Genomic DNA, 26,160 nt, shown 5'->3' on the forward strand with positions numbered 1-26,160 from the left:
CCCTTCTATTTCGCTTTCAAAACAAACGAACCCAACACAGTATCACCATCTTTACTTAGCTGACCTTGCTGGACATTAAATTGTTCAGATAATTGAACCCGCGCTTTTTCAAAACTAGGAAAATCTTTGCTCGTGGCTTCTACGCGTAATTCACCTTTATCACCATCATATTTAAGGCTTTGAATCTTCATATCTTTAACAGATTTCAATGACTCAGGCAGAACTTGTAACCAGTTCAACACAGTATCACTGCCACCGCTCCCAGAAAGTAACTGGAGCTCACCTTGCATCTCCCGCTTGAGATAACTGACCGTAGGAATGCGGCGCTTATTGGGGAAAATAGTTCTAAAAATACGTTCACTTTCTTGATGATAGGCTTGCGCCTGCTGTTCAAAACGATTCGCTTCAAATGCGCTATACACCATAGTGACGACGATTAAGGCCAATGCCGAATAAGTAGGTAAACGCCATGTATGCCAATGCTTTAACCATGAAGATTTCGTTTTAAATGGGCCGGAAAGCAATGTCATACGCGACTGGCAAGCTTCTTGAGCTAACAGCTTCATCACCATTTCATTAGGCTTGACAGACCAATGTTGATCTTCATCTAAAGGTAATGTTGGTAACTCAGTATAAGATGTCAGAGCTAGGGGGGATTGTTCAGATTTAACCCAATCAGATTCGACTAATACAGGTAACCAGTCACTTTCCATGACAATACCTTGCCAATCCCCTTTACGTATCAGCCATTGTGGGCCAATCTGCGCCGCAGTGAGTGGGGTATCCGCTTGTGGTAGAGCTAATACATCTGGCATAACACGTTTAATTTCAATACCAATTTCGGCAAATTTCGTTAAACAATAGGTAAACCATCCGCGATCAATACCAGCAATATAAGCTATCCCATCGCGCTTACTCAGCACTGAAAAATGCACATCATCAACATCTTGAGCTATATCGTCTTCTAGCAAATAAGGCAACATGCTTTCAAATTGACGAGAGCCTCCTGGTGGAACCTCCACATCGGTCAATATTAAATCACTGGCAGACAATAACAGTATCGTCGTACGTTGCGCTGCATAGTCAGTCAGCTCTTCGAGCTCATGCCAACCAGAGAGTTCACCACTAGCAATAACATCTTGCTGATCAGTGGACCATACTAGCCATGAAATAGGGGCTTGTTTTTGACTACTCAGACGAACGGTCAGAAATTCGCTCACTGATTCCTCCATAGCGACGGCGAATGACCGTTGCATTATCTTTATCTTCACTAAAAATCAGGCTGCGAACCCTCACTCGGGAATTATCCACCGTGATTTGTGCATCTAATTCAAAATACTGGCTATCAACAGCCAAATAACCTTGAGCTTTACTGCGGACCGTACTCGAAATGGCGGCAATTTGTGGTTCCGCCATAAAATCAGAGACACTTTCCCACCCTTTTTTCGGGCGTTTTTTTATTACTGCCTGAGCATTTTGCAAACTTAAATTAGGGCTAAACATGGCCACCAGCAATAACGCTTGTTTCTCAGAAAGAGTGTTAATATTCACTTGCCAATCCGTTACAGGAATTGCGCATAGGTAAGGCTTTAATTTTGTCATTAAATCAGCACTCACCTGCTGAACAGCTCGCAATTCGCTCGGTACTGCCATCAGCCCATTCGGTGGCAAATAGGCTGGTGACAGTGAATCATAATAGCTGTCTTCCACCCCATACGTTGAACTCACGGTATCGTTACTATCGATAAACTCATAAGTAGAATCAGCAATAATCTCAGCTGTCGCTGAATCGACTTTAAAGTTGGTCAATAAATTTTCAAACACCTGCTTAACATAAGGTGTTGAGCTCTCAGATGAAGTGTCTAACCCATTAAAAGCATTTAAGTTAAAACAGGCTTGTTTGTCGATCATTGTCCCTGAGACTTGGCCGTAATCGAGCGGTAATGTCCGCTCTTTAATCGCCCATGGTTGACTCAAATTAATAATATCTTTGTCTTGCTTTCGAGTCTGCTTCAATAACGCCATGGCAAGGTTTTCTACGCCAACACTATACCAATACGCTTGCTGATAATTGACCTGATGACTCGCACGCTGGAACTGAGCAAACATCCGTTCAGACATCGTCGCAGCAATGGAAACCATAATCGCTAGAATCAGTAGGACGACAATTAAGGCGACTCCTCGTTGCGATTTATTCGCTGTCATCTTCAGCCTCCGCATCAGACGCCTTTGGACCTGCAATTAAATATATTCGCGAGATCTTACCGTAATCCTGTAGCTGTATGGTGACCTCTATCGCCTGAGGCAACAACTCTGTTTCTTCCCACTCTGAGGTCCATTTGTTTTTAACGTAAAAACGCATAGACCAACTTTCAACACCAGTAAGAAGTGGTCGAGAGACGGGTTGCTCGCCTACCGTCGTATCTGGATAATGCCACCAAACACGCTCTAACGTTTTATCTTTAAGGCGATAACCCACCTTTGCTAAATTACCGCGCGGAAACTGCTCTTGCGGATTAGCCCAACCATCACGAATGAACATGATTCCTTTAGAATCAGAATCTAAAAGATAATCTTGCCATTCCATATAGTAGTCGCCAACATCTTTGCCATTGGTACGAAACTTACGTGGTACCATTTGGCGAAAGTCGGAATCCATAATCACTAACGCACGTTGTAATTCATTAACTCTAGTCGTACGTTCTTGAGAGATTTCATTACTACGTTGAACCTGATTCAACACCTGATAGGCCGCAATACTCATCGCAGCGAAAATAGCCATCGCAACCAATACTTCAATTAGGGTAAAGCCTTTCATCTGGCGACGTGCAGTATTTTTTATACCTTTATTGCGCCACATAGCTACGCACCGTAATGATTGAACTTGATTTATCACTGGTTGCGACAGAAACATCAAATGCCTTTAATGTTCCAGTGCCTGTTTTGACTGGTTTGATTTTCCAATACCACTCACGTCCAGCCATTTTTGATTTTCCTTCTCGAGCCGATAAACTCGTCGGAGCAAGCATCACCCGCGCCATTTGGTTATCAGCCACCATCGAAGCAAACATTTTTTCTTCTAGATAATTCAGGGTATTAATGTGCTGACTGACTGATCGCATCACACTAATCGCTGCCGTGGCAAATATGGCCAAAGCCACTAAAACTTCCAGTAAGGTAAAACCTCGTTTTATTCGTTTCATTTTGCCTTATCCCCTTGAGTTATTTCTTCTCCGGGAGCTTTTAACAAAATTTCACCATTATCTTGTACGACTATGTGCCATGCATCGTCATCACTGAGATCATGAAGATACAAGCTCAGCACCATAGGTGTCGTTTCACCATTGGAAAGAATAAAAATTTGCGGAGGCTGTGGCTTTTTCTTTTTGTCTTTTTCGTTGCCAAACATTTGGTCATCGAATAAAGAGTCATCTTTTTTAAACAGACGATCATCATCCTTCTCCCATGTCGTACCGCCTGCTTGGAAATCAACCATTAACCGCTTATCAATTTTAGTTTCAGCATTAAAAGAGTGACGTTTAACTTTGTGCCATCCTTTTTCCCCTAACTGCATAAAAGTCAGCGTTGGTGGATTCTGCTTTTGCTCTACCCGTAAACCGTAATCTACGCCGGATAGCACCGCTTCCTCATTAATCAGTTGTAACCGTTCATAAATAGATCGGGCCGTATCTTCTGCTAAATGATTCTTACTGGTGGGAAGTGTTGAAATTACCGCTACCGAACTCAGAGCAAGTAGCACGAGAACGAGCATAATTTCAATAAGGGTAAATCCGCGAGCTAACTTCATAAATTGAGTGCGGGCGGGATATCCCCGCCCTAATGAATTATTGATAATCTTGAATGTTCCAGTTGCCGATATCCGCATTGATACCTTCACCACCTTCTTGACCATCTGCACCTAAAGTGAAGACATCAATCGTTCCTTTATCACCTGGGCTTAGGTATTGGTATGCATTACCCCATGGGTCGTTAGGTAAACGTTTAATATAACCACCATCACGATAGTTACGAGGTTCCGGGCTACTTGGTTTTTTCACCAATGCCTCTAAACCTTGGTCTGTGGTTGGGTAAACACTGTTGTCTAGTTTGTACATATCTAACGCATTTTCTAACGCGACAATATCAGTAATAGCTTTTTGCTGGTCAGCCTTTTCTTTGTTACCTAGTAAGTTAGGTACGACGACACTAGCCAAAATACCTAAAATAACTACGACAACCATCACTTCTAGCAAGGTAAAGCCTGACTGCTTAGCCGCTGCATTTCTTTTCATAACTACTCCATAAAACACAAATTTTGGCGATTCCAAATTTGTTACTGACTCACTAAATTATTCATTTCTAAAATTGGCATCAGAGTTGCCATCACGATAAACAGAACTAAACCAGCCATCAAAGCGATAAGTGCCGGAGTAAAAATCCCTAAAGCAATATTCACTGCAGATTCGAAGTTATCATCCTGGTTATCAGCGGCGCGGGTCAACATGGATTCAAGTTCACCACTCTGCTCACCACTGGCAATCATATGTAGCATCATTGGGGGGAAAAGTTTGGTTTGCTCTAACGACCTACGCAAACTGGCCCCTTCCCGGACACTCTCTGCGGCAACTAATACTTTTTGTTTCACAAACTGATTTGTCATGACATCAACCGCAACGCGCATCCCATCCAGAATAGGAATTGCACTAGAAGTACATATTGCCAATGTTCGGGCAAAGCGTGATGTATTTAACCCACGAGCGATTTTTCCGATTAAAGGAAGGTGGATAACTTTTTCATCCCACTTCATGCGTAACTGCGGATTACGTAGTAAACGACGACTGATATATATCATCAGCAAAAACACACACAACAATTGGATGCCCCAATGCTGTACAAAATCACTCGCTGATAACAAAAACTGCGTTGATTCCGGCAGCTTTTGGTTCATTTGAACAAATTGCCCCACAATTTTAGGGACAACGGCCGCCAACAAAAACGACACAATACACACAGCAAACACAACCAGCACGATGGGGTAAATCATCGCTTGGAGTAATTTAGAACGCATCTTTTGTCGGTTTTCTGCGTAATCAGCCAAGCGCTCAAGCACCGCATCCAGATGGCCTGATTTTTCTCCAGCCGATACCATAGAACGAAACAGTTCATCAAAGATGTGCGGGTAATCACCTAAACTGTCGGAGAGTGTGTAACCTTCTGTAACTTTGGAACGAACCGCAGCCATCATAGAACGGATACGCGGTTTTTCAGACTGCTCTGAGACCGCGCGTAAGCACTCTTCTAACGGCATCCCCGACTGAACTAATGTTGAGAGCTGACGCGTAATCAATGCTAAATCAGGTGTGCTAATCCCGCGCTGAAAAGTGAGAGCCGAACCTTGTGACTCTTTATTTTTCTTACCCGTATTTTCATTCACTTCGACGGGGACAAGCCCTTGATCTTTTAGACGTTGGCGCACCTGACGGGCATTATCTCCCTCAATGACGCCTTTCTTCTGCCGACCTTTACTATCTAAAGCCTTATAATCAAATGCCGCCATTATGACTCCCGAGTCACACGCATCACTTCTTCAAGAGAAGTCACACCTAAACGACATTTTTCGAGACCATCTTGACGAATACTTGGAGTATGACCACGAATCGCATGCTCGATGGCTTGTTCACCTGATTCACTATGAATTAAAGCCTGAACGGATTCATCCACCAGCAGTAATTCATGAATACCAGTACGGCCATGATAACCTTTGTGATTACAATGCTCACAACCTGTAGGGCGGAAAAGCGTTAACTCATCATCCGGCGTTAAATCAAATAACTTTTTCTGCTCTTCATTCGCGCTATAAGCTTCACGACAATGTGGACACAAAGTGCGCACCAGACGTTGCGCCAGTACCCCTAATAATGAAGAAGAAATCAAAAATGGTTCAATGCCCATATCCCGCAAACGCGTAATGGCACCAATGGCGGTATTCGTGTGCAAAGTCGACATCACTAAGTGACCAGTTAAAGAAGCTTGTACTGCGATTTGCGCCGTTTCCAAGTCACGAATTTCGCCGACCATAACAACATCTGGATCTTGACGCAAAATGGCACGCAGACCACGAGCAAAGGTCATATCCACTTTTGGATTTACTTGGGTTTGACCAATGCCCTCAATATCAAATTCGATAGGATCTTCAACGGTTAAGATATTGCGCTCAATACTATTTAGTTCTTGTAAGCCTGCGTATAACGTGGTGGATTTACCTGAACCAGTTGGACCGGTTACCAAGATAATCCCGTGGGGACGAGCAATTAATTGTTGGAAACGCTTGTGAACCTTATCGTTCATTCCCAAGCTGTAAAGATCTAGCTGAGTGGCGTTCTTATCCAGTAAACGCATTACCACACGTTCGCCGTGAGACGATGGCATTGTTGATACACGCACATCGACAGCTCGACCGCCAATACGTAACGAAATACGACCATCCTGCGGAACGCGTTTTTCCGCGATATCGAGCTTCGCCATCACCTTAACGCGCGACACCAATAAAGGTGCCAATTTGCGGCTTGGTTCAAGCACTTCACGTAATACCCCATCCACACGAAAACGGATCGATAACGATTTTTCAAACGTTTCTATATGGACATCAGAAGCGTTCTCTTTTATCGCTTCCCCCAGCATCGCATTAATTAACTTAATGATTGGGGCATCATCTTCTGACTCCAGAAGATCTTCATTTTGAGGCAACTCTTCTGCCAATGAAAAAAAGTCATCACTGTCTACGCCAATATCTTGCATTAATTGACGAGCCTCAGAAGAGTCACGTTGGTAAACCACAGTCAGCTTACTTTCAAACTCAGATTCAGAAACGGCATGGAGCTTGAACGATGTTTTAGCCACACGTTTCACTTCCATTATGGCCGCCATAGCAATCGGCGGCACATAATAGATATGGCATTGCGAGAAATCGTCTTCCCACTCAAGGACGACTTTAAATCGGTTTGCGAAACTGAACGGCAATCGGCGTAACGTCGGTTGCTCGACCTCTTCCGATAAGACTACATTCATTATTCTTCTTCCATCTGATCAATAAACGACTGAATTTCGGCAGCATGGCGACGATCATCACCGAATTTAGGTAGTACAGGAATATTGCCGCTATCCAGCAATTTCAGTCCTTTCTGAGCTTTGTATAACTGCTCTGCTCGAATGTAATTGTACTTACGTTGAGTTAAACCATCAGCGGTCACACCGTTGCGAATAATTGTTGGTTTAATAAATACCATCAAGTTCTTCTTCTCGGTTTCCGTACTCGTTGAGCGGAATAATTGCCCAATGATTGGAATATCACCAAGTAGTGGAACTTTTGACTCGCTTTCAGCAGTACGTTCATCCATCAAGCCACCAAGAACCAACATCTGGCCATCTTTAACCATGACAGAGGTATTCAACTGACGTTTACCGAAACGAATGTCCACCGCGCCACTGGCACCAAGCACGTTAGAAACTTCTTGTTCAATGTGTAATTGAACTGAGTCACCTTCATTAATCTGAGGTACGACTTTCAGTTTGATACCTACTTCTTTACGGTCAACGGTCTGGAATGGGTTGGAGTTGTCGGAGCCGGTACTAGAACCAGTGATAACAGGCACTTCTTCACCCACGATGAATGACGCTTCACCGTTATCCATTACGGTAATACTTGGCGATGAAAGAATGTTGGTATTGGAGTCGCTTGACACGGCATTTAATAACGCAGTCCAATCACCCATCATGATACTCACCGCAGCACCGTTCACACTTGAAAGCGCAGAAGCTAGCGTATCGTAGTCGCCTGATTCGGTCGTGTCGTAAGAGTGGCGAACACCACTATTATCGTAATAATAACTGGTACTGGTTTGATCCTTAGCCTCTTCCAAGCCGACCATCACATTACCAATAGAACTACTACTGTTACTGTATTGAATAACCGAGCCACTCTCTAATGAGCCCCATTGAACACCCAAGCTCATCCCATCACTTTCAGACATCTCAACAATCAACGCCTCAATCAATACCTGAGCACGACGTATATCTAATTGCTTAACGATATTCAGTAGGGATTGCATGACATCTTTTGGCGCGCTAATAATCAGAGAGTTTGTCTGTTTATGCGCAGAGATAATGACGTTGCTGTTTTGTGCTCCACCGCTCTCTTTCGTCCCTTTTTTGCTCTTAAGCATGCTATCCGACACGCCTTTAAGAACATCAACAAGATCTTCAGCTTTCGCATATTTAAGGTAAACAACTCGGCTGTTTCCTTTTACCGCCATTTCTACATCCATTTTTTGGATGAGATTTTTCATGCGTTTGCGAACTTTAGGGTCACCAGAAATTAAGATGGAATTAGTACGCTCATCGGCGACAAATTTAGGTTGCAAAAACTCTGGGGTATTTTTAGAGTCATTACTTTTACTAAGAGCTTCTACGATTCGTACCATTTCAGAAGCAGATGCATTTTTCAGTTCAACAACATCAACATCTTTGTCGCCTGCTTGGTCAACTCGATGAATGATATCTGCCAAACGATTCACAACCGCAGCACGTCCAGTAAGCAAAATGATGTTCGCAGGATCATAATGAACAACGTTACCTGCGCCAGCATTATCAATGAGCTGACGCAACAAAGGGGATAATTCTCTTACAGAAACGTTTTTTACCGATACCACTTGTGTAATAACGCTATCGCCTGATGCACGATCATTATCACCGAGCACCGGTACAGCTGCGGTTTTTGCATCTTTCGATTTAACCACTTTCAGCACGCCGTTATCCATAGGAACAACTGCGAAACCATACACTTGAAGTACATTTAGGAAAAAGCTGTAGTACTGTTTTTCGTCTAGAGTATCGTAACTACGTACGTCGATTTTCCCACGTACGGAAGGGTCAACAATAATGGTTTTATCTAAATTACGACCCACTATGTTGATAAATTCTTGAATGTCTGTTCCTTTAAAACTCGCACTGAACTCATTTGCCCATGCGCAGGGAGACAGCACTAACGAGGCGGCCATAAGCCACGTGCTCTTTTTAAGCCAATGCTTCACTGAGTACTCCTAGACTTGATGCATCAGGTTACAGTTGAATGCGGATGTCATGTAATTGTTCATCGCGCTTCACTGTCAGATTAATTTCTTTCGTATTTGATAAGGTCGCTAACACTTTAGGTAAGGCGCCAGTATCTGTTAAGTCGATGCCATTCACATTGACAGCGATATCCCCTTCTCTTAAACCAACGGAACGAAACAAAGTTCCATCGGAGCCAGGAGTTAAGCGATAACCAGTCACTTTACCGTCATTTTTGAGCATCGTTAATTGGATATACTTCATCAAGACCCGAGGATCTCGCTTAACCTGGTGACGAATATCTTCAAGTTTCGCTTGCTCAGCTTGAGTCGGCGTAGCCATTACCACTTCAGGCTTCGGTTGAGTGGGATTAAACGTCGGCTTGGTATAATCTAGGCCATCGAGCATTAATGTCTCATCACGCCCTTCATTATTAATAATGACGCGATCTGCTAAAACGGCTTTTAGTTTAACTCGAGTACCATCGATAACTTCATCAATCCCATAAGTATCTTGCGATCCTTGATGAGAGATAACCGCTAAACTTTGATGAACATCCGAGCTAGATACCACCCCAACCAAAATCAAATTTAAACGAGTCTTTGGCGCATCTACTTTTACCGTCTCACTTACGGTATTTTTACTCGGGGTATAATGGCCGAACAAGTCTGCCTTTTTCAGTCCATCAATATCAATACTGGTGTCGTTTTTACTCACTACAACGTGAGCCGCAGCCCAAGTTGGAATGGCCTTACTCTCTTTAGGGACTAACCATACGGTTTTCCCTAAAATCCAAGCACAGCTGGCCAGCAAAATAATAGATAGCAAAAAGCTGCATGGCTGTTGCCAATGATTAGTTTTAAGGATCGACACCATCCCATTGATTCGAGGGGAAAACTGCCAGTTAAACTTCATCCGCTCCACGGCGTACGGTATCCTTCTAAGTGAGTTGATGACAATTGAGCCCCTAATTTCAAGGCATTATAATGCGCAACAATATAACATAGGGCAATGACACATTCATGTTGTCCGATTAATTATGCGTAGCGCTTGAAAACAGCTCTCGCTGCCGCCATTGTAACCAGCAATGAACGCAATAAAACTATATTAGAGGTAATTTGCCAACATGAGTTCCAATTCTGATGCGGTCAGGCTCGATAAATGGCTATGGGCTGCAAGATTTTACAAAACACGCTCAATTGCACGGAATATGGTCGACGGGGGCAAAGTCCACTATAATGGGCAACGCAGTAAGCCGAGTAAAATTGTCGAACTTGGGGCAACGATCACCTTAAGGCTTGGTTATGAAGAAAAAACAGTAACCATCGAAAAGATCTCGGAACAGCGACGTGGTGCTCCTGAAGCGCAAACGCTATACCAAGAGACAAGCGAAAGCATCGAGAAGCGCGAACGTAATGCACTTGCTCGCAAGCTACACGCCCATAATCCTAGTCCAGACAAACGTCCAGACAAAAAGCAACGTCGTGACATTATTAAATTTAAACACCAATAGAAAGCCGGAGTTTCCTCAATGGCAAACAACATGTTAAATCGCTACCTTTTTGAAGAATTATCAGTACGTGGCGAACTGGTACAACTGGACGAAACGTATCAGGAAATCATTTCCGGTAAGGAATACCCAGCACCAATCAAACACCTGCTTGGTGAGTTAGCGGTAGCAACATCATTACTTACAGCGACCTTAAAGTTTGAAGGCTCCATCACACTGCAACTACAAGGTGATGGTCCAGTCTCTCTTGCTGTTATTAATGGTGATAACCAACACAAAATTCGCGGCGTCGCTCGCTGGGATGGAAACATCGCTGCAGATGCTGGCTTGCATGAACTTATGGGTAAAGGCTACTTAGTCATCACCATTGAACCAAAAGAAGGTGAGCGCTACCAAGGTGTCGTTGGCCTAGAAGGTGAAACTATGTCTGACGTGCTCGAAGGCTACTTCGCTCGCTCAGAGCAGCTGAAAACACGTATGTGGATTCGTGTTGGCGAATATGAAGGTAAACCACATGCAGCAGGCTTACTACTGCAAGTTATGCCAGATGGCACCGGTGAACCTGAAGATTTTGACCGTCTAGAACAATTAACTGACACAATTAAGAATGATGAGTTGTTTAGCCTAGATGCTCAGGAAGTGCTTTACCGTCTATATAACCAAGAGAAAGTTCAAGTATTTGAACCGAAAGATGTTACTTTCCATTGTGGATGTTCGCGTGAACGAAGTGCGGCGGCAATCATCACCGTTGACCGTAATGAAATCCAACAGATCTTAAAAGAAGAAGGTCACGTTTCTCTGCACTGTGATTACTGTGGTACAACCTACTCCTTTAACGAAGATGAGGTTGCTCAGCTATACACAGACGCAAATCAACAACAAAGCAACAACTTGCATTAATTTGCGCTACCTAGTAAGTACAAGTTTTTTACTAAAAAGCCAGTTTTTCACTGGCTTTTTTTGTGATCCTACCCCATTAAACAGCATAAAATTCTACTTCACTTCTCATCACTTATTTTTTACAAAATATTAATACATTACCTATGGTGCAATCGTTTGTCTGCAATGTAGAATGGTTTAGCTTAAGGCTAGGCGGGGCTTCGCGGACAATTTGCTTTTGTTCAAATTTTGAGCAAAAACTCGGTTTTATCTCCCCGCAATTGCTAGCATGGTGAGCAAACAACAACTATTAATTATTTAAAAAACCCTACAAAATCCTAAAAAAGGAGCACCTATGACCATTATGGAACATACAAAGGCTGCGAACTTAGATCTTACCCAATACGGTATTACTGGTGTAACAGAGGTGTTACGTAACCCGAGTTACCAAGTTCTGTTTGACGAGGAAACTCGACCGGATTTGGAAGGCTACGAGAAAGGAGTTGTCACAGAGCTAGGAGCTGTGGCAGTGGATACGGGGATCTTCACCGGCCGCTCACCAAAAGATAAATTTATCGTTAAAGACGCAACAACAGAAGACACTCTATGGTGGACATCTGAGCAAGCAAAGAACGATAACAAACCCATCACTCAGACAGTTTGGAACGAGCTCAAAACATTAGTTGGTAAGCAACTATCAGGTAAACGCTTGTTCGTTGTCGATGGTTACTGTGGTGCAAATGCTGATACTCGACTTCAAGTTCGTTTTATTACTGAAGTCGCTTGGCAGGCACACTTCGTAAAAAACATGTTCATTCGCCCGTCAGATGAAGAGCTTGCCTCTTTTGAACCTGACTTTGTGGTAATGAACGGCGCTAAATGCACTAACCCAGATTGGCAAAAACAGGGCCTTAATTCAGAAAACTTCACTGTATTCAATCTTACCGAGAAAATGCAACTGATCGGTGGTACTTGGTACGGCGGAGAAATGAAAAAAGGTATGTTCGCCATGATGAACTACTTCCTGCCATTAAAAGGCATCGCATCTATGCACTGCTCGGCTAACCGAGGACAAAATGGTGATGTTGCAGTGTTCTTTGGCCTTTCAGGTACAGGTAAAACGACGCTATCGACAGATCCTAAACGTGCATTGATCGGTGATGACGAACATGGGTGGGACGATGACGGCGTATTCAACTTTGAAGGCGGCTGCTATGCAAAAACCATCAAACTGTCTAAAGAAGCTGAACCAGATATTTATAACGCCATTCGTCGTGATGCTCTATTAGAGAATGTGACGGTTCGTAAAGATGGTTCAATTGACTTTGATGATGGCTCTAAGACAGAAAATACTCGCGTGTCTTACCCTATTTACCACATCGATAATATCGTCAAACCCATCTCTAAAGGTGGTCATGCGACAAAAGTCATCTTCTTATCTGCAGATGCATTTGGCGTATTGCCTCCTGTATCAAAGTTAACGCCAGAGCAAACTAAGTACCACTTCCTGTCTGGCTTTACTGCTAAATTGGCAGGTACTGAACGAGGTATCACTGAGCCAACACCAACTTTCTCTGCGTGTTTTGGGGCTGCATTCCTAACACTGCATCCGACTCAGTACGCAGAAGTGCTAGTGAAACGTATGCAAGCGGCTGGGGCTCAAGCATATTTGGTGAACACCGGCTGGAATGGTACGGGTAAACGTATTTCCATCAAAGATACTCGCGCTATTATTGATGCAATTTTGGATGGTTCTATTGAAGAAGCAGAAACTAAACATATTCCAATCTTCAACCTAGAAGTACCTAAAGCACTGCATGACGTGAATCCAGAGATTCTTGATCCACGTGAAACGTACGTCGACCCACTACAATGGGAAAGCAAAGCGAAAGACCTTGCAGAACGCTTTATCAATAACTTTGATAAATATACTGATAATGCAGAAGGTAAAGCATTGGTAAGTGCGGGACCTCAGCTAGATTAATAGTCTAACGCCAACTCAGTCATACATAAGCCCTCCTCTTGAGGGCTTTTTTCGCTTTTTTTGTTGAATAGAAGAGCAATTTGCTCCACTCTGTTAGCTCTTATTTATTGGGGCGTTATTAGAACTATGAAAAAGCTACTGACCTTTGTTTTTTCTTGTTTAATCATACTGTTGCTATCTGGTGCCATTCTATTTGGCCTCATTAACACCAGCTATGTTACCCCGATAGCCCAGTGGAGTATCAATCTATTCTGGCCGAATAAAATCCAGTTTCAACGGGCAGAGTATGACTACCCTTTTCACCTACGCTTATTTGCCCCTACAGTGCAGCTTGGTTACCAGCCGATTACATTTGCACAAATGGATATTTGGCTAAACCAACACCCTTACTACGCTGGAAAATGGCATATCGACAGTATTTTACTTGATGGTGCCAATATCACTGACCGCCTTCCTAGTATTGATTGGTCTCAGACAGTCATACTCCACCAGCTTGCGATGCATAACATCAATCTGGCGGAAGACGATTATCAAATTGAAGGATTGAGCCTACAAGTTAAAAATCCCCAGTGGAATATGCCGCAACAAAAGATACCGTTTGGTGAGTTGCAACTGTCTGCAAAAACTCTCAATTGGCAAGGAGAACAATTCGATCAGCTTTTGATTGATGCTGACTATAAACAGCAAGACAGTACTATTTATGGTTTCTCCTTTGCCTGGCGGAGCGGTCAGATATCTGGCCAAGCCGAGCAGTATCCAGCCGGTTGGTCGTTAGTTAATGTCACAGTAAATCATCTGGACTTATCAAAATCGGTATCCAATCAACTGCAATATAAAATTCAGTCATTACCTACCAACCTAATTAACCATATCAATAGCTTGGATGTACTAAATAGTAATATTTCTTGGCAAGGTATTGAGCTAATTAATACTGATTTATCTCTAGAAGATGTGCAGTTAGGGTCACCTTGGCCATATTCCGGAGAAGTCTCTGCTCATGCAGATACCTTGACTTGGCATGGGCTGCAATGGGTTGGTCCAAACTTAGCCCTTAATTTTAGTCCACAAACAATCAGAGTTAGCGACTTTAGTGCGGGTTTTTGGCAAGGTAACATCCAACTATCTGGAGACATCTCTCCCAACGATGTACATCTTACTAATTTATCGGCTCAGGGCTTAAAATGGTACGGAGAACACCAATCTGACTGGCAAGATTTGCCCTTAACTATCCCTAATTGGCATTCATTAACAATCGACCACCTCTCGCTCGATAATCTGCAACTCATTCAATTAGCCAAACGACCTTTTTGGCAATTGACGGGGTTAAACATTGAAGGTCAGAATACGCAATTCATGCAGAATAACCAATTGGGCTTATGGAATGGTTCTCTGAAAGTATCGGCCAATAGTGCCAGTATCGGTGACACACGCACCAGTCAAGCCATCTTAGAAATGAATAGTAACGATGGTATTTGGCAGCTCTCAAGAGCATTCTTACCGTTTGAACACGGCTACCTAGACGCCAATGCCCAATGGGACTTTAAACAGCATTCAGGGCCATGGCAATTGAATATACACACAGATAGTGTCCCTATCGGTATCCTGAATCAATTTATTAATCTTCCATTTAAGTTTGAAGCCGTAGCAGACACAGATATGCAGCTTTCTGGATTGGGCGGAAGCACTGCTGTCATTCAACACACGCTTAATGGCAAGGTAAGTGCTAACTTACGTGAAGGTACTTTACTGCTAGAATATGACAATCATACCATCGCACAGCCTTTTGAACTGAATAAACTGCAATTAACAGCGGACCGTGGAAGAATCACGATTCCAGAGATAAAACCCGATGGAATAGGGTTTGATGCAACGTTTGGTGGCTCGTTTGATTTAGCAGATTCTAAAGCAGGAACTTGGACTCTCACCGATCACATTGATAACTGCCAAACCGTTAGTTTTGATATTTGGCATAACACGACGCAAGTAAATCAATGCAGAAAAAATTAATTCACGCATACAAATCACTACAAACCAGACCTAATGAGGCATTTTTTTAGTGTTTCTTTGTAGTTAGGCATTAGCATGTAAGTACCTACAAACTCTACAGCATCCTTACCGTCACTAGAAATCATGACATTCACGACAATTCGAGCCCTACGACCAGACGCTAAGCGATCTAAATCTCCACTGATTCCATCTAACGATGTTGAGGCAATTGGAGTGGAGAAAACCGGATGTTGATAGCGAATATGACTGTCGACTAAGACAATATCACCTTTTAACCCCCGTTCCTTCATCAGCAACCAAGCCATGCCCCAACCGGTTAATGTGGCCATGGTAAATGCGGAGCCGGCAAACATTGTATTGTGTGGGTTTAGATTCGGATTTAAGGGCGCACTGCATTGAAATTGGTAGCCTGTATATTCAAGAATTTTTATCCCCATCTTCTCGCTAATAGGAATATTGTCTTCCCAACGCTGCTGAAGCTCAGCACACCATTCAGGCTTACGCAAAACATTGGCCATAGCGTCTATTGTTTTCACCATTTGCTGATGACGAACAGGGCCTCGTTCATGGCTTAACTCACCACGACACTCAAATCCATTACTTTCATAAAAGCTGACAGCGTCTTCACGGGCGCGACACACCAGTCGTTTTACCCCTTCTTGGCGCGCTAATGACTCAAGAGCGACCAATAACAACGACCCCATCCCTTTATCACGGCGATTGGCTTTCACTGCCATATAGCGAATTTGGCCTTCACAATCTGGTGTTATATATAAACGGCCTATTGCGATAGGTCTTCCTCGCCCATCAACAATCATTCTATGGTGGCTCATACCATCATATTCATCTTTTTCAGACCCTTGTGGCATCTGCCAAGGTTCACGCAACATCTGCCAACGAAAATGAAAATACTTATTGAGCTGATTTTCCGTTTTCGGCGTAATAAGTTTAAACATAAAAAGCCACCCTACTGGCAGTCATCTCAGTGGTAAAAATTGGGTATTATCGTTTTTGTAGTACCCAGTTGAGTATTAATACAGGACTATAACAATTCCGTCCATTATACCTGTAACCAGAACGTGACCGGTCCATCATTGATAAGTGAAACTTTCATATCCGCAGCAAAACGGCCACGCTGGGTCGGTAATACCTTGCTGCACAACTCACTGAAGTGTTCATATAATCGTCGAGCCTCATCAGGGTGTGCACCTTTAGAGAACCCAGCTCGCGTTCCTTTGCGAGTATCTGCGGGCAATGTGAATTGAGAGACCACTAGCACACTCCCTCCCACATCTTTAACACTGAGGTTCATTTTACCCTGTTCATCTTCGAAAACACGGTAGGTGGTAACTCGCTCCATTAATCGCTGTGCTTTTGCTTCATCATCTTCCTTTTCGACTCCCAGCAATACCAATAATCCTTGCTGAATTTCACCAACCACTTCCCCTTCAACGCGAACCGCAGCTTCACTCACTCGTTGAATTAATGCTATCACTTACTTTTCCTTCTGATTTTTCGTCTAAATATTGATTATCATGATCAGGCTCTTGCCAATGCTCACGTTCACCCAATGAAGCGGTAATTTCAGCGCCCACCAGCACAATAACCCAGCATAAATACACCCAAACAAACAGAATGGGAATAGCAGCTAATGCCCCGTAAATTAATTGATAGGAAGGAAATTGAGTAATGTATATCGCAAATCCTTTTTTGCTTAGCTCAAACAGTAAAGCAGCAGCAATAGCACCAGTAAATGCATGATGCAGGCGTACCTTTTTATTCGGAACTAACAAGTACAGTACCACGAATGCGAGAAAAGAGAGAATAACCGGTAGCCAGCGCAAGAATAGATTATAGGCTCCCGTTAACGTTTCATTTTCTAACAGCTTGAGAGATGTTACGTAGGAACTCAAAGCAATACTTGCACCAATTAAGAGCGGTCCTAAAGTCAAAAACATCCAATACATAGAAAAAGAAAAAACCATCCGCCGTTTGTGTTTTACTCGCCAAATGAAGTTGAGGCTACGATCAACATTAGATATCAGCATCAAAGCAGCAACAAACAAGAACATACTGCCAAAAATGGTCATTTTTCCTGTATTAGCCACAAATTGTTTAAGAGCGACACTTACTGCATCTCCAGCAGTGGGAACAAAGTGCGTAATAACAAAATCTTGTATCACATCTCCTACATTTTCAAACACAGTAAAAGAGGACAAAATCGATACTAATACCGTTAACATGGGCACAATTGAAATGAGCGTGATATAAGCAAGATACCCGGCCGTAACATTGATTCTGTCATGACTCATCCGCTCACCTAAATAGCGAAAGTATCGCAGAGATTGGGGAAGAAGATACTGGTAGGAACGCATAGCACCCTTATATTAATAACTTATCATTAGTCTCATTCTAATAGAAACTAAGGCGAGATGTGGAGAGAGTTTCTAATGTCGAGCACTTGGTTCAAATTGAACGTTAGGCTCAATAAAGACAAACAGCACAAAACCAGCAGGCACAAAAAAGCCCCCGTTAAACGGAGGCTTTTGGATTAGATTCGCTGACTAATTCAGAGAACGATTCGATTACTTACCGCTACGATAAGCGCGTTTACGGTCGTTTTCTGTTAGGAACTTCTTACGAATACGGATGCTTTCAGGTGTTACTTCAACCAATTCATCGTCATCGATAAACTCAAGAGCTTGCTCTAGAGTGTATTTGATTGCAGGTGTTAGAACCTGAGCTTCATCAGTACCAGATGCACGAACGTTGGTTAGCTGTTTACCTTTCAGACAGTTAACTGTTAGGTCGTTTGAACGGCTGTGGATACCCACAATTTGACCTTCGTACACTTCATCACCGTGCTCAGCAAATAGACGACCACGCTCTTGAAGGTTAAATAGAGCGTAAGTTAACGCTTTACCTGTTGCGTTCGAGATTAATACGCCGTTCTTACGTTGACCGATATCACCACCTTTGTGAGCACCATAGTGATCAAAAGTATGATATAGCAAACCAGAACCTGAAGTCAGAGTCATGAACTCAGTTTGGAAACCGATTAAACCACGCGAAGGCATTACGAAGTCTAGACGAACGCGGCCTTTACCATCTGGAGACATGTCTTTCAGTTCACCTTTACGAAGACCGATGCTTTCCATGATGCCACCTTGGTGCTCATCTAATACATCGATAGTCACAGTTTCAAACGGTTCCATCAACTGGCCGTCAACTGTTTTCAAGATAACTTCAGGACGAGATACTGCTAGTTCAAAACCTTCACGACGCATGTTTTCGATCAGGATAGATAGGTGAAGTTCACCACGACCAGAAACGCGGAAACGGTCTGGATCATCAGTTTGTTCAACACGCAACGCTACGTTATGAACTAATTCTTTTTCTAGACGTTCAAGAATGTTACGTGAAGTTACGAACTTACCTTCTTTACCAGCAAACGGTGAAGTGTTTACTTGGAAAGTCATTGTTACTGTTGGTTCATCAACAGTCAGTTCAGGTAGCGCTTCAACGGTGTTTACATCACAGATCGTATCAGAGATTTTTAGTTCACCAAGACCAGTGATGGCAACGATGTCACCCGCTGTTGCTTGTTCATCTTCAAAACGTTGCAAGCCTAGGTAACCAAGAACAGTACCAACTTTACCGTTACGTTTGCTGCCATCTGCAGAAACAATAGTAACTTGTTGGTTAGGTTTTACTGTACCGCGAGTTACACGACCAACACCGATAACGCCAACGTACGCGCTATAATCAAGCTGAGAGACCTGCATTTGTAGTGCGCCGTTAGGATCGACGTCTGGTGCAGAAACAACGTCAACGATAGTTTGGAACAATGGTTCCATGTTCTCGCCAGTCACGCCTTCTTCTGTGCTTGCCCAACCGTTTAGTGCTGATGCATATACCACTTGGAAATCAAGCTGTTCATCAGTTGCACCAAGATTGTCAAATAGATCGAACACTTGGTCCATAACCCAATCAGGGCGCGCACCAGGACGGTCAATTTTGTTGATTACAACGATTGGTTTCAAACCGTGGTCGAACGCTTTTTGCGTTACAAAACGAGTTTGAGGCATCGGACCATCAACGGCATCAACGATAAGAAGAACAGAGTCTACCATTGACATGATGCGTTCAACTTCACCACCGAAGTCTGCGTGTCCAGGAGTGTCAACGATATTGATACGGTAGTCATTCCAATTGATAGCAGTATTTTTCGCTAGGATTGTAATGCCACGCTCTTTTTCGATGTCATTCGAGTCCATGACACGCTCTTCAACTTCACCGCGAGACTCTAACGTGCCTGACTGTTGTAGTAGCTTGTCAACAAGAGTGGTTTTACCGTGGTCAACGTGAGCGATGATCGCGATGTTTCTTAGTTTTTCAATTTGTGGAGTAGCCATGGATTTTGCTTCACTTAATTACACAAATGACCCTTTACGACACCATGCCGTAATCGAGGTCAGAGCTTGGTTAAAAAAACGGCCATAATGTACCAGATTTTAGCGAAAAACCTAGGAATATGTGATCTATTACCGTTATTTTTCTTATTTAGTCCTCAAAATAAGAACCTTTCCCAACTTGATGTAAAACAAATTCACCGCTTTATCAGTCAATTGTCGATTGACATAAGAACAAGATATAGGCTGAATAGTACCTCAATAGGTTAAAATTGGTGCACAGCAATCGCACACCGCACCATATGAGTGCAAGTTGGGATCATTTTAGTGCAATTGATAGCACCAAAACGAGACACCATCTAACTAAAGCATTGAAAATCAAGGACTTAATTTTCTGGCACGGATCTAGCTTTTAGCTGAATATCATCGATTTTCAAATGGGCAAGGCAAATTTCATCGCCATTCTCATATAGATTCGAGCCCCAACCGCTATTTTAACACTGGAGGTTATCCAAGATGTCAGTAGAAAATGTTCTATCGCTGATCCAAGAAAACGAAGTAAAGTTTGTTGACTTACGCTTCACCGATACGAAAGGTAAAGAACAACACGTATCTATCCCAGCTCATCAAGTCGACGCAGACTTCTTCGAAGAAGGAAAAATGTTCGATGGTTCTTCAGTTGCTGGCTGGAAAGGTATTAACGAATCAGACATGGTTATGATGCCAGATGCATCATCAGCTGTGCTTGACCCATTCACAGAAGACGCAACAGTAAACATTCGTTGTGACATTCTAGAACCTGCAACAATGCAAGGTTACGATCGCGACCCTCGTTCAATTGCAAAACGCGCTGAAGAGTACATGCGTTCAACTGGTATTGCAGATACTGTTCTTGTAGGTCCAGAACCAGAATTCTTCCTATTTGACGACGTTCGTTTCTCTTCTGACATGTCAGGTTCTTTCTACAAAATCGATGACATCGAAGCTGCATGGAACACTGGTACTGAATACGAAGATGGTAACAAAGGTCACCGTCCAGGCGTTAAAGGTGGTTACTTCCCAGTAGCACCAGTTGACTCTTCACAAGACATCCGTTCTGCTATGTGTCTAATCATGGAAGAAATGGGTCTTGTTGTTGAAGCTCACCACCACGAAGTAGCAACTGCTGGTCAAAACGAAATCGCAACTCGTTTCAACACAATGACTACAAAAGCTGACGAAATCCAAATCTACAAATACGTTGTTCACAACGTTGCTCACGCATTTGGTAAAACAGCGACATTCATGCCTAAACCACTAGTTGGTGACAACGGTTCTGGTATGCACGTTCACCAATCTCTTGCAAAAGACGGTGTGAACCTATTTGCTGGTGATAAGTACGGCGGTCTTTCTGAAACAGCACTTTACTACATCGGTGGTGTTATCAAACACGCGCGTGCAATCAACGCATTTGCTAACGCATCAACTAACTCATACAAACGTCTTGTACCAGGCTTTGAAGCGCCAGTTATGCTTGCTTACTCAGCACGTAACCGTTCTGCTTCTATCCGTATCCCAGTGGTACCAAGCCCTAAAGCACGTCGTATCGAAGTTCGTTTCCCAGATCCAACAGCTAACCCATACCTAGCATTCTCTGCATTGCTAATGGCTGGTCTTGACGGTATCAAGAACAAGATTCACCCTGGGGATGCAATGGATAAAGACTTGTACGATCTACCTGCAGAAGAAGCAGCAGAAATCCCACAAGTTGCAGAAAGCTTTGAAATCGCACTTAAAGCTCTTGATGCAGACCGTGAATTCTTAACTGCTGGCGGTGTATTCTCTGACGACTTCATTGATTCTTACATCAACTTGAAATCAGAAGATGTTACTAAAGTTCGCATGACAACTTCTCCAGTAGAATTCGAACTATACTACTCTGTATAATCGTCTCGTCTTATCAAAGACTTCAAAGACCTGCCCTTGGGCAGGTCTTTCTTTTTCTAAATCATATTTTCTCATTTCTTCTACACGATAGTGCAATAAGCACCAAAACGGTGTGTTCTGTGCCATTTGTGTCAATAAATACCTATCGAGCAGATTAAACTGGTGGAAGCGGCAAGCTTATTGCATTGTTACTCTTCGTTATGGTGCATTTGCTTACTGCAAAACACAAAAAAGCCCAGTTTGTGCGCATACGCATTCTCTCTCGGGGCATTATTAGCCTAATGACTAATTTTTCTGCGACATAACAGATGCTACAATGCACAATATTAGTGCAATGCATCATTTCGGAACATGGGTAAAGGAAAATACTGTGGACGCTGAATTAAGCCAAACCATTATAGATAATATAGTGACTGCCACTTTGATGCTGGATGAATCATTGTGTGTTCGTTACGCCAACCCATCTGCTGAGCAATTATTTTCACAGAGTGCTAAACGAATTATTAACCAACCTATCTCAAAGCTAATCCAACACGCTTCCATGGATTTAGCATTACTATCTCAGCCCCTTCAAAGTGGCCAGAGCATTACCGATAGTGATGTGACATTTGTTGTCGATGGTAAACCTCTAATGTTAGAGGTAACTGTTAGCCCATTGTCTTGGAAAAAAGAACTCATGCTGCTTGTTGAGATGCGCAAGATAGGTCAACAACGCCGTTTAACACAAGAACTAAACCAACACGCTCAACAACAAGCTGCAAAGTTGTTAGTGCGAGGGTTGGCTCATGAAATAAAAAACCCGCTTGGTGGACTAAGGGGCGCTGCGCAGCTTCTGGAAAGAATGCTACCGGATCAAAGTCTCACTGAATACACACAGATTATCATCGAGCAGGCAGATAGATTACGAGCGCTTGTGGACCGCCTTCTTGGCCCACAAAAGCCTGGAAAAAAGAAATCAGAGAACTTACATCAGATCTTGGAGAAAGTACGTCAACTTGTCGAGCTGGAAGCGAACGCCGATTTGATTATTGAAAGAGATTACGATCCAAGTCTTCCTGATATCTTAATGGACACTGATCAAATTGAGCAGGCGCTACTCAACATAGTAAGTAATGCAGCGCAAATATTAGCGCATCAACCGCATGGCATTATTACATTAAGAACTCGTACCGTACATCAAGCCAATATTCATGGCCAACGGCATAAGTTGGTCGCTCGTATAGAAATCATTGATAACGGACCTGGTATACCAACTGAATTACAAGATACTCTGTTTTATCCCATGGTAAGCGGCAGAGACGGAGGTTCTGGACTTGGATTATCCATTTCCCAAAACCTCATTGATCAGCACAACGGAAAAATTGATGTGGAAAGTTGGCCTGGAAGAACCACGTTTACCATTTATTTACCGATTCAATGAACGTGATCGGTTTGATATTAAGGAATTAAATTATGAGTAAAGGATACGTATGGGTTGTAGACGACGACAGCTCAATTCGTTGGGTCATGGAAAAAACCCTTTCTTCTGCGAATATCAAGTGTGAAACGTTCTCAGATGCGGAAAGTGTCTTAATGGCTCTAGAACGAGAGACTCCAGATGTTCTCGTTTCAGACATCCGTATGCCGGGTATCGATGGGCTTGAACTCCTTAACCAAGTACATTCCCGCTCACCTGAGCTACCTATCATTATCATGACTGCTCACTCAGACCTAGATGCTGCAGTTAATGCTTATCAACAAGGCGCTTTCGAATATCTGCCTAAACCTTTTGACGTTGATGAAACGCTAACGCTAGTTGAGCGCGCAATTTCCCATGGGCAAGAACAACGCAAAGAACACTCACAGCATTTAGCTTATAAAGATGACGCACCAGAAATCATTGGTGAAGCACCAGCGATGCAAGAGGTGTTTCGTGCGATCGGTCGTTTGTCACGTTCATCCATATCTGTACTTATTAATGGCGAATCCGGGACTGGTAAAGAGCTAGTCGCACATGCCTTACATCGCCATAGCCCAAGAGCACAAAAGCCATTTATTGCTTTGAATATGGCAGCGATTCCTAAAGACTTGATCGAATCAGAATTATTTGGTCATGAAAAAGGGGCGTTTACCGGTGCAAATAATGTCCGCCAAGGCCGTTTTGAGCAAGCGAACGGTGGCACACTGTTTCTTGATGAAATAGGAGATATGCCCCTAGATATTCAAACACGCTTATTACGTGTCCTTGCGGATGGTCAGTTCTATCGTGTTGGGGGGCATTCTGCAATTAAAGTAGATGTTCGTATTGTGGCCGCAACCCACCAGAATTTGGAAAAGTTGGTTCACCAAGGAAAATTCCGTGAGGATTTATTCCATCGATTGAACGTAATTCGTATTCAAATTCCTGCACTGCGAGAACGGCGCCAAGATATAGAAAAATTAGCTAAACACTTTTTGGCTATGGCTGCCGATGAACTCGGTGTTGAGATGAAAACACTGCAGCCTAAGACGTTAGAGATTCTAACTCGCTTAGACTGGCCAGGAAACGTGCGTCAGCTTGAAAACATGTGTCGCTGGCTTACAGTGATGGCGACAGGTTCTGAGGTTTTACCTAGTGATTTACCATCTGAATTACTTTCTGAAAAGAAAAACGTCGATTTTGAAGGTGATAACACATGGCAAAAACAGCTAGAAGCCTGGGCGAAATCAGCGCTAGCCTCAGGTGAAACTGACATTCTTTCTTATGCTTTACCCGAGTTTGAACGTATTCTACTTGAAGCAGCCTTAAACCATACCAACGGTCATAAACAAGATGCTGCCAAAGTTCTGGGTTGGGGTCGTAATACTCTAACTCGCAAACTAAAAGAACTTTACTGATCAATGGGCTGTCTACCAATAACTGGTAGACAGCTTATCTATCCAAGCATACTTTATAACTATCTAATTGTTATTCTTAATATAAAGTCGTCACAATCCTCATTTTCATAAATCCTCGTTATAGATATTTTTGCAAACAAGGCTGACATCTAATCGTTAGGTTTTTATACTTAGCCAAAATATCGACCAGGATACTCAAATAATGATTAATAAAGATCTCCCTCTTACGGATATTCACCGCCACTTAGATGGAAATATTCGTACCAGCACGATCCTAGAACTTGGCCAACAATTTGGTATTCAATTACCTGCTTCTGATATTGCAGGACTGACACCACACGTACAAGTCGTAGAAACAGAACCGTCACTGGTCGCCTTTTTATCCAAATTAGATTGGGGGGTTGCTGTACTTGGGGATTTAGACGCCTGTCGTCGAATTGCGTATGAGAATGTCGAAGATGCGCTTATTGCTCAAATAGACTACGCCGAGTTACGTTTTTCACCCTACTACATGGCAATGAAACACAAGTTACCAATTGAAGGGGTTGTTGCTGCAGTTATTGATGGCGTTAAAGCAGGTCAGCGCGACTTTGGTATTAAATGTAACCTCATTGGTATCTTAAGTCGTACATTTGGTACCGAGGCATGTCAGCAAGAATTAGATGGTTTGCTTGCTCATCAAGACCAATTAGTTGCTATTGACCTAGCAGGTGATGAACTAGGGCAGCCCGGAGAGCTATTCGTAAAACACTTCAAACAAGTCAAAGATGCTGGATTAGCCGTAACTGTTCACGCTGGAGAAGCTGCTGGCCCTGAAAGTATGTGGCAGGCAATCAATGATCTTGGAGCAGTGCGTATTGGTCACGGAGTTAAGGCGATAGAAGATCCGCGTCTAATGGATTTTCTAGCTGAACATAAAATTGGTATTGAATCTTGCTTAACCTCCAACATTCAAACGAGTACCGTTGTAAGCCTCGCAGAACACCCTGTTAAAGCATTTCTCGACCACGGCATACTTGCTTGTCTAAATACTGATGATCCAGCCGTAGAGGGTATAGAGCTTCCTCACGAATATGAAATTGCAGCCCCCCAAGCTGGATTAACAGATTCTCAAATTCGTCAGGCACAAATCAACGGCCTTGAGCTTTCTTTCTTATCCGAAAGCGAAAAGAACGCTCTTAAAGCGATAGCAGCAAAACGTATTTAACTTTGATACATCACGAAGAAGCCGCATTAGCGGCTTTTTCTTTACCTATTTCAACTCAACCGAGATTTGTCCCAAATAACCAAAACAAAAAAGCCTCAATCTTTCGATTGAGGCTTCAAAACTAAGTGGCGGAACGGACGGGATTCGAACCCGCGACCCCCGGCGTGACAGGCCGGTATTCTAACCAGCTGAACTACCGCTCCGCGAAACTGGTTTTTACCGTAAAGTGTCTAACACTCTACCGTTTAAATTAAAGCCTGGCGATGACCTA

General features: G+C 43.0%; 22 protein-coding genes and 1 tRNA gene. 8 read left to right on the top strand and 15 right to left on the bottom strand.

Translation table 11 applies throughout. The annotated features are described in order from the left end of the window. Positions 1 to 5: 5 nt before the first annotated feature. Genes gspL through gspC form a run of 10 tightly spaced genes read right to left on the bottom strand, consistent with a single transcriptional unit; the run spans position 6 to position 10,023 of the window. Entirely contained in the window at positions 6 to 1,220 is a 1,215-nt protein-coding gene (gene gspL / locus F9817_RS16410; protein WP_161157242.1) for a type II secretion system protein GspL, read from the bottom strand. Next, positions 1,189 to 2,205, bottom strand: coding sequence for a type II secretion system minor pseudopilin GspK (gspK, locus tag F9817_RS16415; protein WP_161157243.1), 1,017 nt, complete (start codon positions 2,203 to 2,205; stop codon positions 1,189 to 1,191). The genes gspL and gspK overlap by 32 nt, the downstream gene beginning before the upstream one ends. Next, on the bottom strand, positions 2,192 to 2,860 hold the full coding sequence (gene gspJ, locus F9817_RS16420; protein WP_161157244.1) for a type II secretion system minor pseudopilin GspJ: 669 nt from the start codon (positions 2,858 to 2,860) through the stop codon (positions 2,192 to 2,194). The genes gspK and gspJ overlap by 14 nt, the downstream gene beginning before the upstream one ends. Beyond that, a complete protein-coding gene (gene gspI, locus F9817_RS16425) occupies positions 2,847 to 3,203 on the bottom strand; it encodes a type II secretion system minor pseudopilin GspI (protein WP_161157245.1) in 357 nt (118 codons plus the stop codon). Before gspI ends, gspJ begins: the two co-directional genes overlap by 14 nt. After that, a complete protein-coding gene (locus tag F9817_RS16430; RefSeq protein ID WP_345789740.1) occupies positions 3,200 to 3,886 on the bottom strand; it encodes a prepilin-type N-terminal cleavage/methylation domain-containing protein in 687 nt (228 codons plus the stop codon). The genes gspI and F9817_RS16430 overlap by 4 nt, the downstream gene beginning before the upstream one ends. After that, entirely contained in the window at positions 3,846 to 4,292 is a 447-nt protein-coding gene (gspG, locus tag F9817_RS16435; RefSeq protein ID WP_161157246.1) for a type II secretion system major pseudopilin GspG, read from the bottom strand. The genes F9817_RS16430 and gspG overlap by 41 nt, the downstream gene beginning before the upstream one ends. Before the next feature lie 41 nt (positions 4,293 to 4,333). Next, positions 4,334 to 5,557: a type II secretion system inner membrane protein GspF gene (gene gspF / locus F9817_RS16440; RefSeq protein WP_161157247.1), complete on the bottom strand. Its 1,224-nt coding sequence runs from the start codon at positions 5,555 to 5,557 to the stop codon at positions 4,334 to 4,336. Next, positions 5,557 to 7,068 (bottom strand): type II secretion system ATPase GspE, encoded by a 1,512-nt coding sequence (gene gspE, locus F9817_RS16445; protein ID WP_161157248.1) that lies wholly within the window; start codon positions 7,066 to 7,068, stop codon positions 5,557 to 5,559. Before gspE ends, gspF begins: the two co-directional genes overlap by 1 nt. Then, complete coding sequence (gspD, locus tag F9817_RS16450) at positions 7,068 to 9,089, bottom strand: type II secretion system secretin GspD (RefSeq protein WP_161157249.1); 2,022 nt, start codon at positions 9,087 to 9,089, stop codon at positions 7,068 to 7,070. The genes gspE and gspD overlap by 1 nt, the downstream gene beginning before the upstream one ends. A 28-nt stretch (positions 9,090 to 9,117) precedes the next feature. After that, positions 9,118 to 10,023 carry a type II secretion system protein GspC gene (gene gspC / locus F9817_RS16455; protein ID WP_161157250.1) on the bottom strand — a complete coding sequence of 302 codons (906 nt, stop codon included), beginning with the start codon at positions 10,021 to 10,023 and terminating at the stop codon, positions 9,118 to 9,120. Positions 10,024 to 10,234: 211 nt separating this feature from the next. Here gspC and hslR point away from each other — a divergent pair, with 211 nt between their 5' ends. From hslR to F9817_RS16475, 4 genes are all read left to right on the top strand, one after another. Further along, positions 10,235 to 10,621 (top strand): ribosome-associated heat shock protein Hsp15, encoded by a 387-nt coding sequence (gene hslR, locus F9817_RS16460; protein WP_161157251.1) that lies wholly within the window; start codon positions 10,235 to 10,237, stop codon positions 10,619 to 10,621. An 18-nt stretch (positions 10,622 to 10,639) separates the two neighbouring features. Further along, on the top strand, positions 10,640 to 11,518 hold the full coding sequence (gene hslO / locus F9817_RS16465; RefSeq protein WP_161157252.1) for an Hsp33 family molecular chaperone HslO: 879 nt from the start codon (positions 10,640 to 10,642) through the stop codon (positions 11,516 to 11,518). A gap of 334 nt (positions 11,519 to 11,852) precedes the next feature. Beyond that, positions 11,853 to 13,481 (top strand): phosphoenolpyruvate carboxykinase (ATP), encoded by a 1,629-nt coding sequence (pckA, locus tag F9817_RS16470; RefSeq protein ID WP_161157253.1) that lies wholly within the window; start codon positions 11,853 to 11,855, stop codon positions 13,479 to 13,481. 126 nt (positions 13,482 to 13,607) lie between these two features. After that, positions 13,608 to 15,488, top strand: coding sequence for an AsmA family protein (locus F9817_RS16475; RefSeq protein ID WP_161157254.1), 1,881 nt, complete (start codon positions 13,608 to 13,610; stop codon positions 15,486 to 15,488). A gap of 17 nt (positions 15,489 to 15,505) precedes the next feature. Here the strand turns inward: F9817_RS16475 and F9817_RS16480 are convergent, their stop codons facing one another. From F9817_RS16480 to typA, 4 genes are all read right to left on the bottom strand, one after another. Further along, positions 15,506 to 16,444: a bifunctional GNAT family N-acetyltransferase/hotdog fold thioesterase gene (locus F9817_RS16480; RefSeq protein ID WP_161157255.1), complete on the bottom strand. Its 939-nt coding sequence runs from the start codon at positions 16,442 to 16,444 to the stop codon at positions 15,506 to 15,508. A 104-nt stretch (positions 16,445 to 16,548) separates the two neighbouring features. After that, positions 16,549 to 16,983 (bottom strand): D-aminoacyl-tRNA deacylase, encoded by a 435-nt coding sequence (gene dtd / locus F9817_RS16485; RefSeq protein ID WP_161157256.1) that lies wholly within the window; start codon positions 16,981 to 16,983, stop codon positions 16,549 to 16,551. Beyond that, on the bottom strand, positions 16,955 to 17,863 hold the full coding sequence (locus F9817_RS16490) for a virulence factor BrkB family protein (RefSeq protein WP_161157257.1): 909 nt from the start codon (positions 17,861 to 17,863) through the stop codon (positions 16,955 to 16,957). The genes dtd and F9817_RS16490 overlap by 29 nt, the downstream gene beginning before the upstream one ends. Positions 17,864 to 18,073: 210 nt before the next feature. Continuing rightward, positions 18,074 to 19,903 carry a translational GTPase TypA gene (typA, locus tag F9817_RS16495; protein ID WP_161157258.1) on the bottom strand — a complete coding sequence of 610 codons (1,830 nt, stop codon included), beginning with the start codon at positions 19,901 to 19,903 and terminating at the stop codon, positions 18,074 to 18,076. 513 nt (positions 19,904 to 20,416) lie between these two features. Here typA and glnA point away from each other — a divergent pair. The 4 genes from glnA to add all read left to right on the top strand — a co-directional run bounded on the left by glnA (position 20,417) and on the right by add (position 25,889). Continuing rightward, entirely contained in the window at positions 20,417 to 21,826 is a 1,410-nt protein-coding gene (gene glnA / locus F9817_RS16500) for a glutamate--ammonia ligase (protein WP_161157259.1), read from the top strand. A gap of 370 nt (positions 21,827 to 22,196) precedes the next feature. Further along, positions 22,197 to 23,246 carry a nitrogen regulation protein NR(II) gene (gene glnL, locus F9817_RS16505; RefSeq protein ID WP_161157260.1) on the top strand — a complete coding sequence of 350 codons (1,050 nt, stop codon included), beginning with the start codon at positions 22,197 to 22,199 and terminating at the stop codon, positions 23,244 to 23,246. Positions 23,247 to 23,278: 32 nt separating this feature from the next. Then, positions 23,279 to 24,682: a nitrogen regulation protein NR(I) gene (gene glnG, locus F9817_RS16510; protein ID WP_161157261.1), complete on the top strand. Its 1,404-nt coding sequence runs from the start codon at positions 23,279 to 23,281 to the stop codon at positions 24,680 to 24,682. Between the two features lie 202 nt (positions 24,683 to 24,884). Continuing rightward, entirely contained in the window at positions 24,885 to 25,889 is a 1,005-nt protein-coding gene (gene add, locus F9817_RS16515) for an adenosine deaminase (protein ID WP_161157262.1), read from the top strand. 126 nt (positions 25,890 to 26,015) lie between these two features. Here the strand turns inward: add and F9817_RS16520 are convergent. After that, positions 26,016 to 26,092, bottom strand: a tRNA-Asp gene (locus F9817_RS16520). Positions 26,093 to 26,160: the final 68 nt, after the last annotated feature.

The organism is Vibrio eleionomae, assembly GCF_009874545.1.
GTDB classification, from domain to species: domain Bacteria; phylum Pseudomonadota; class Gammaproteobacteria; order Enterobacterales; family Vibrionaceae; genus Vibrio; species Vibrio nitrifigilis.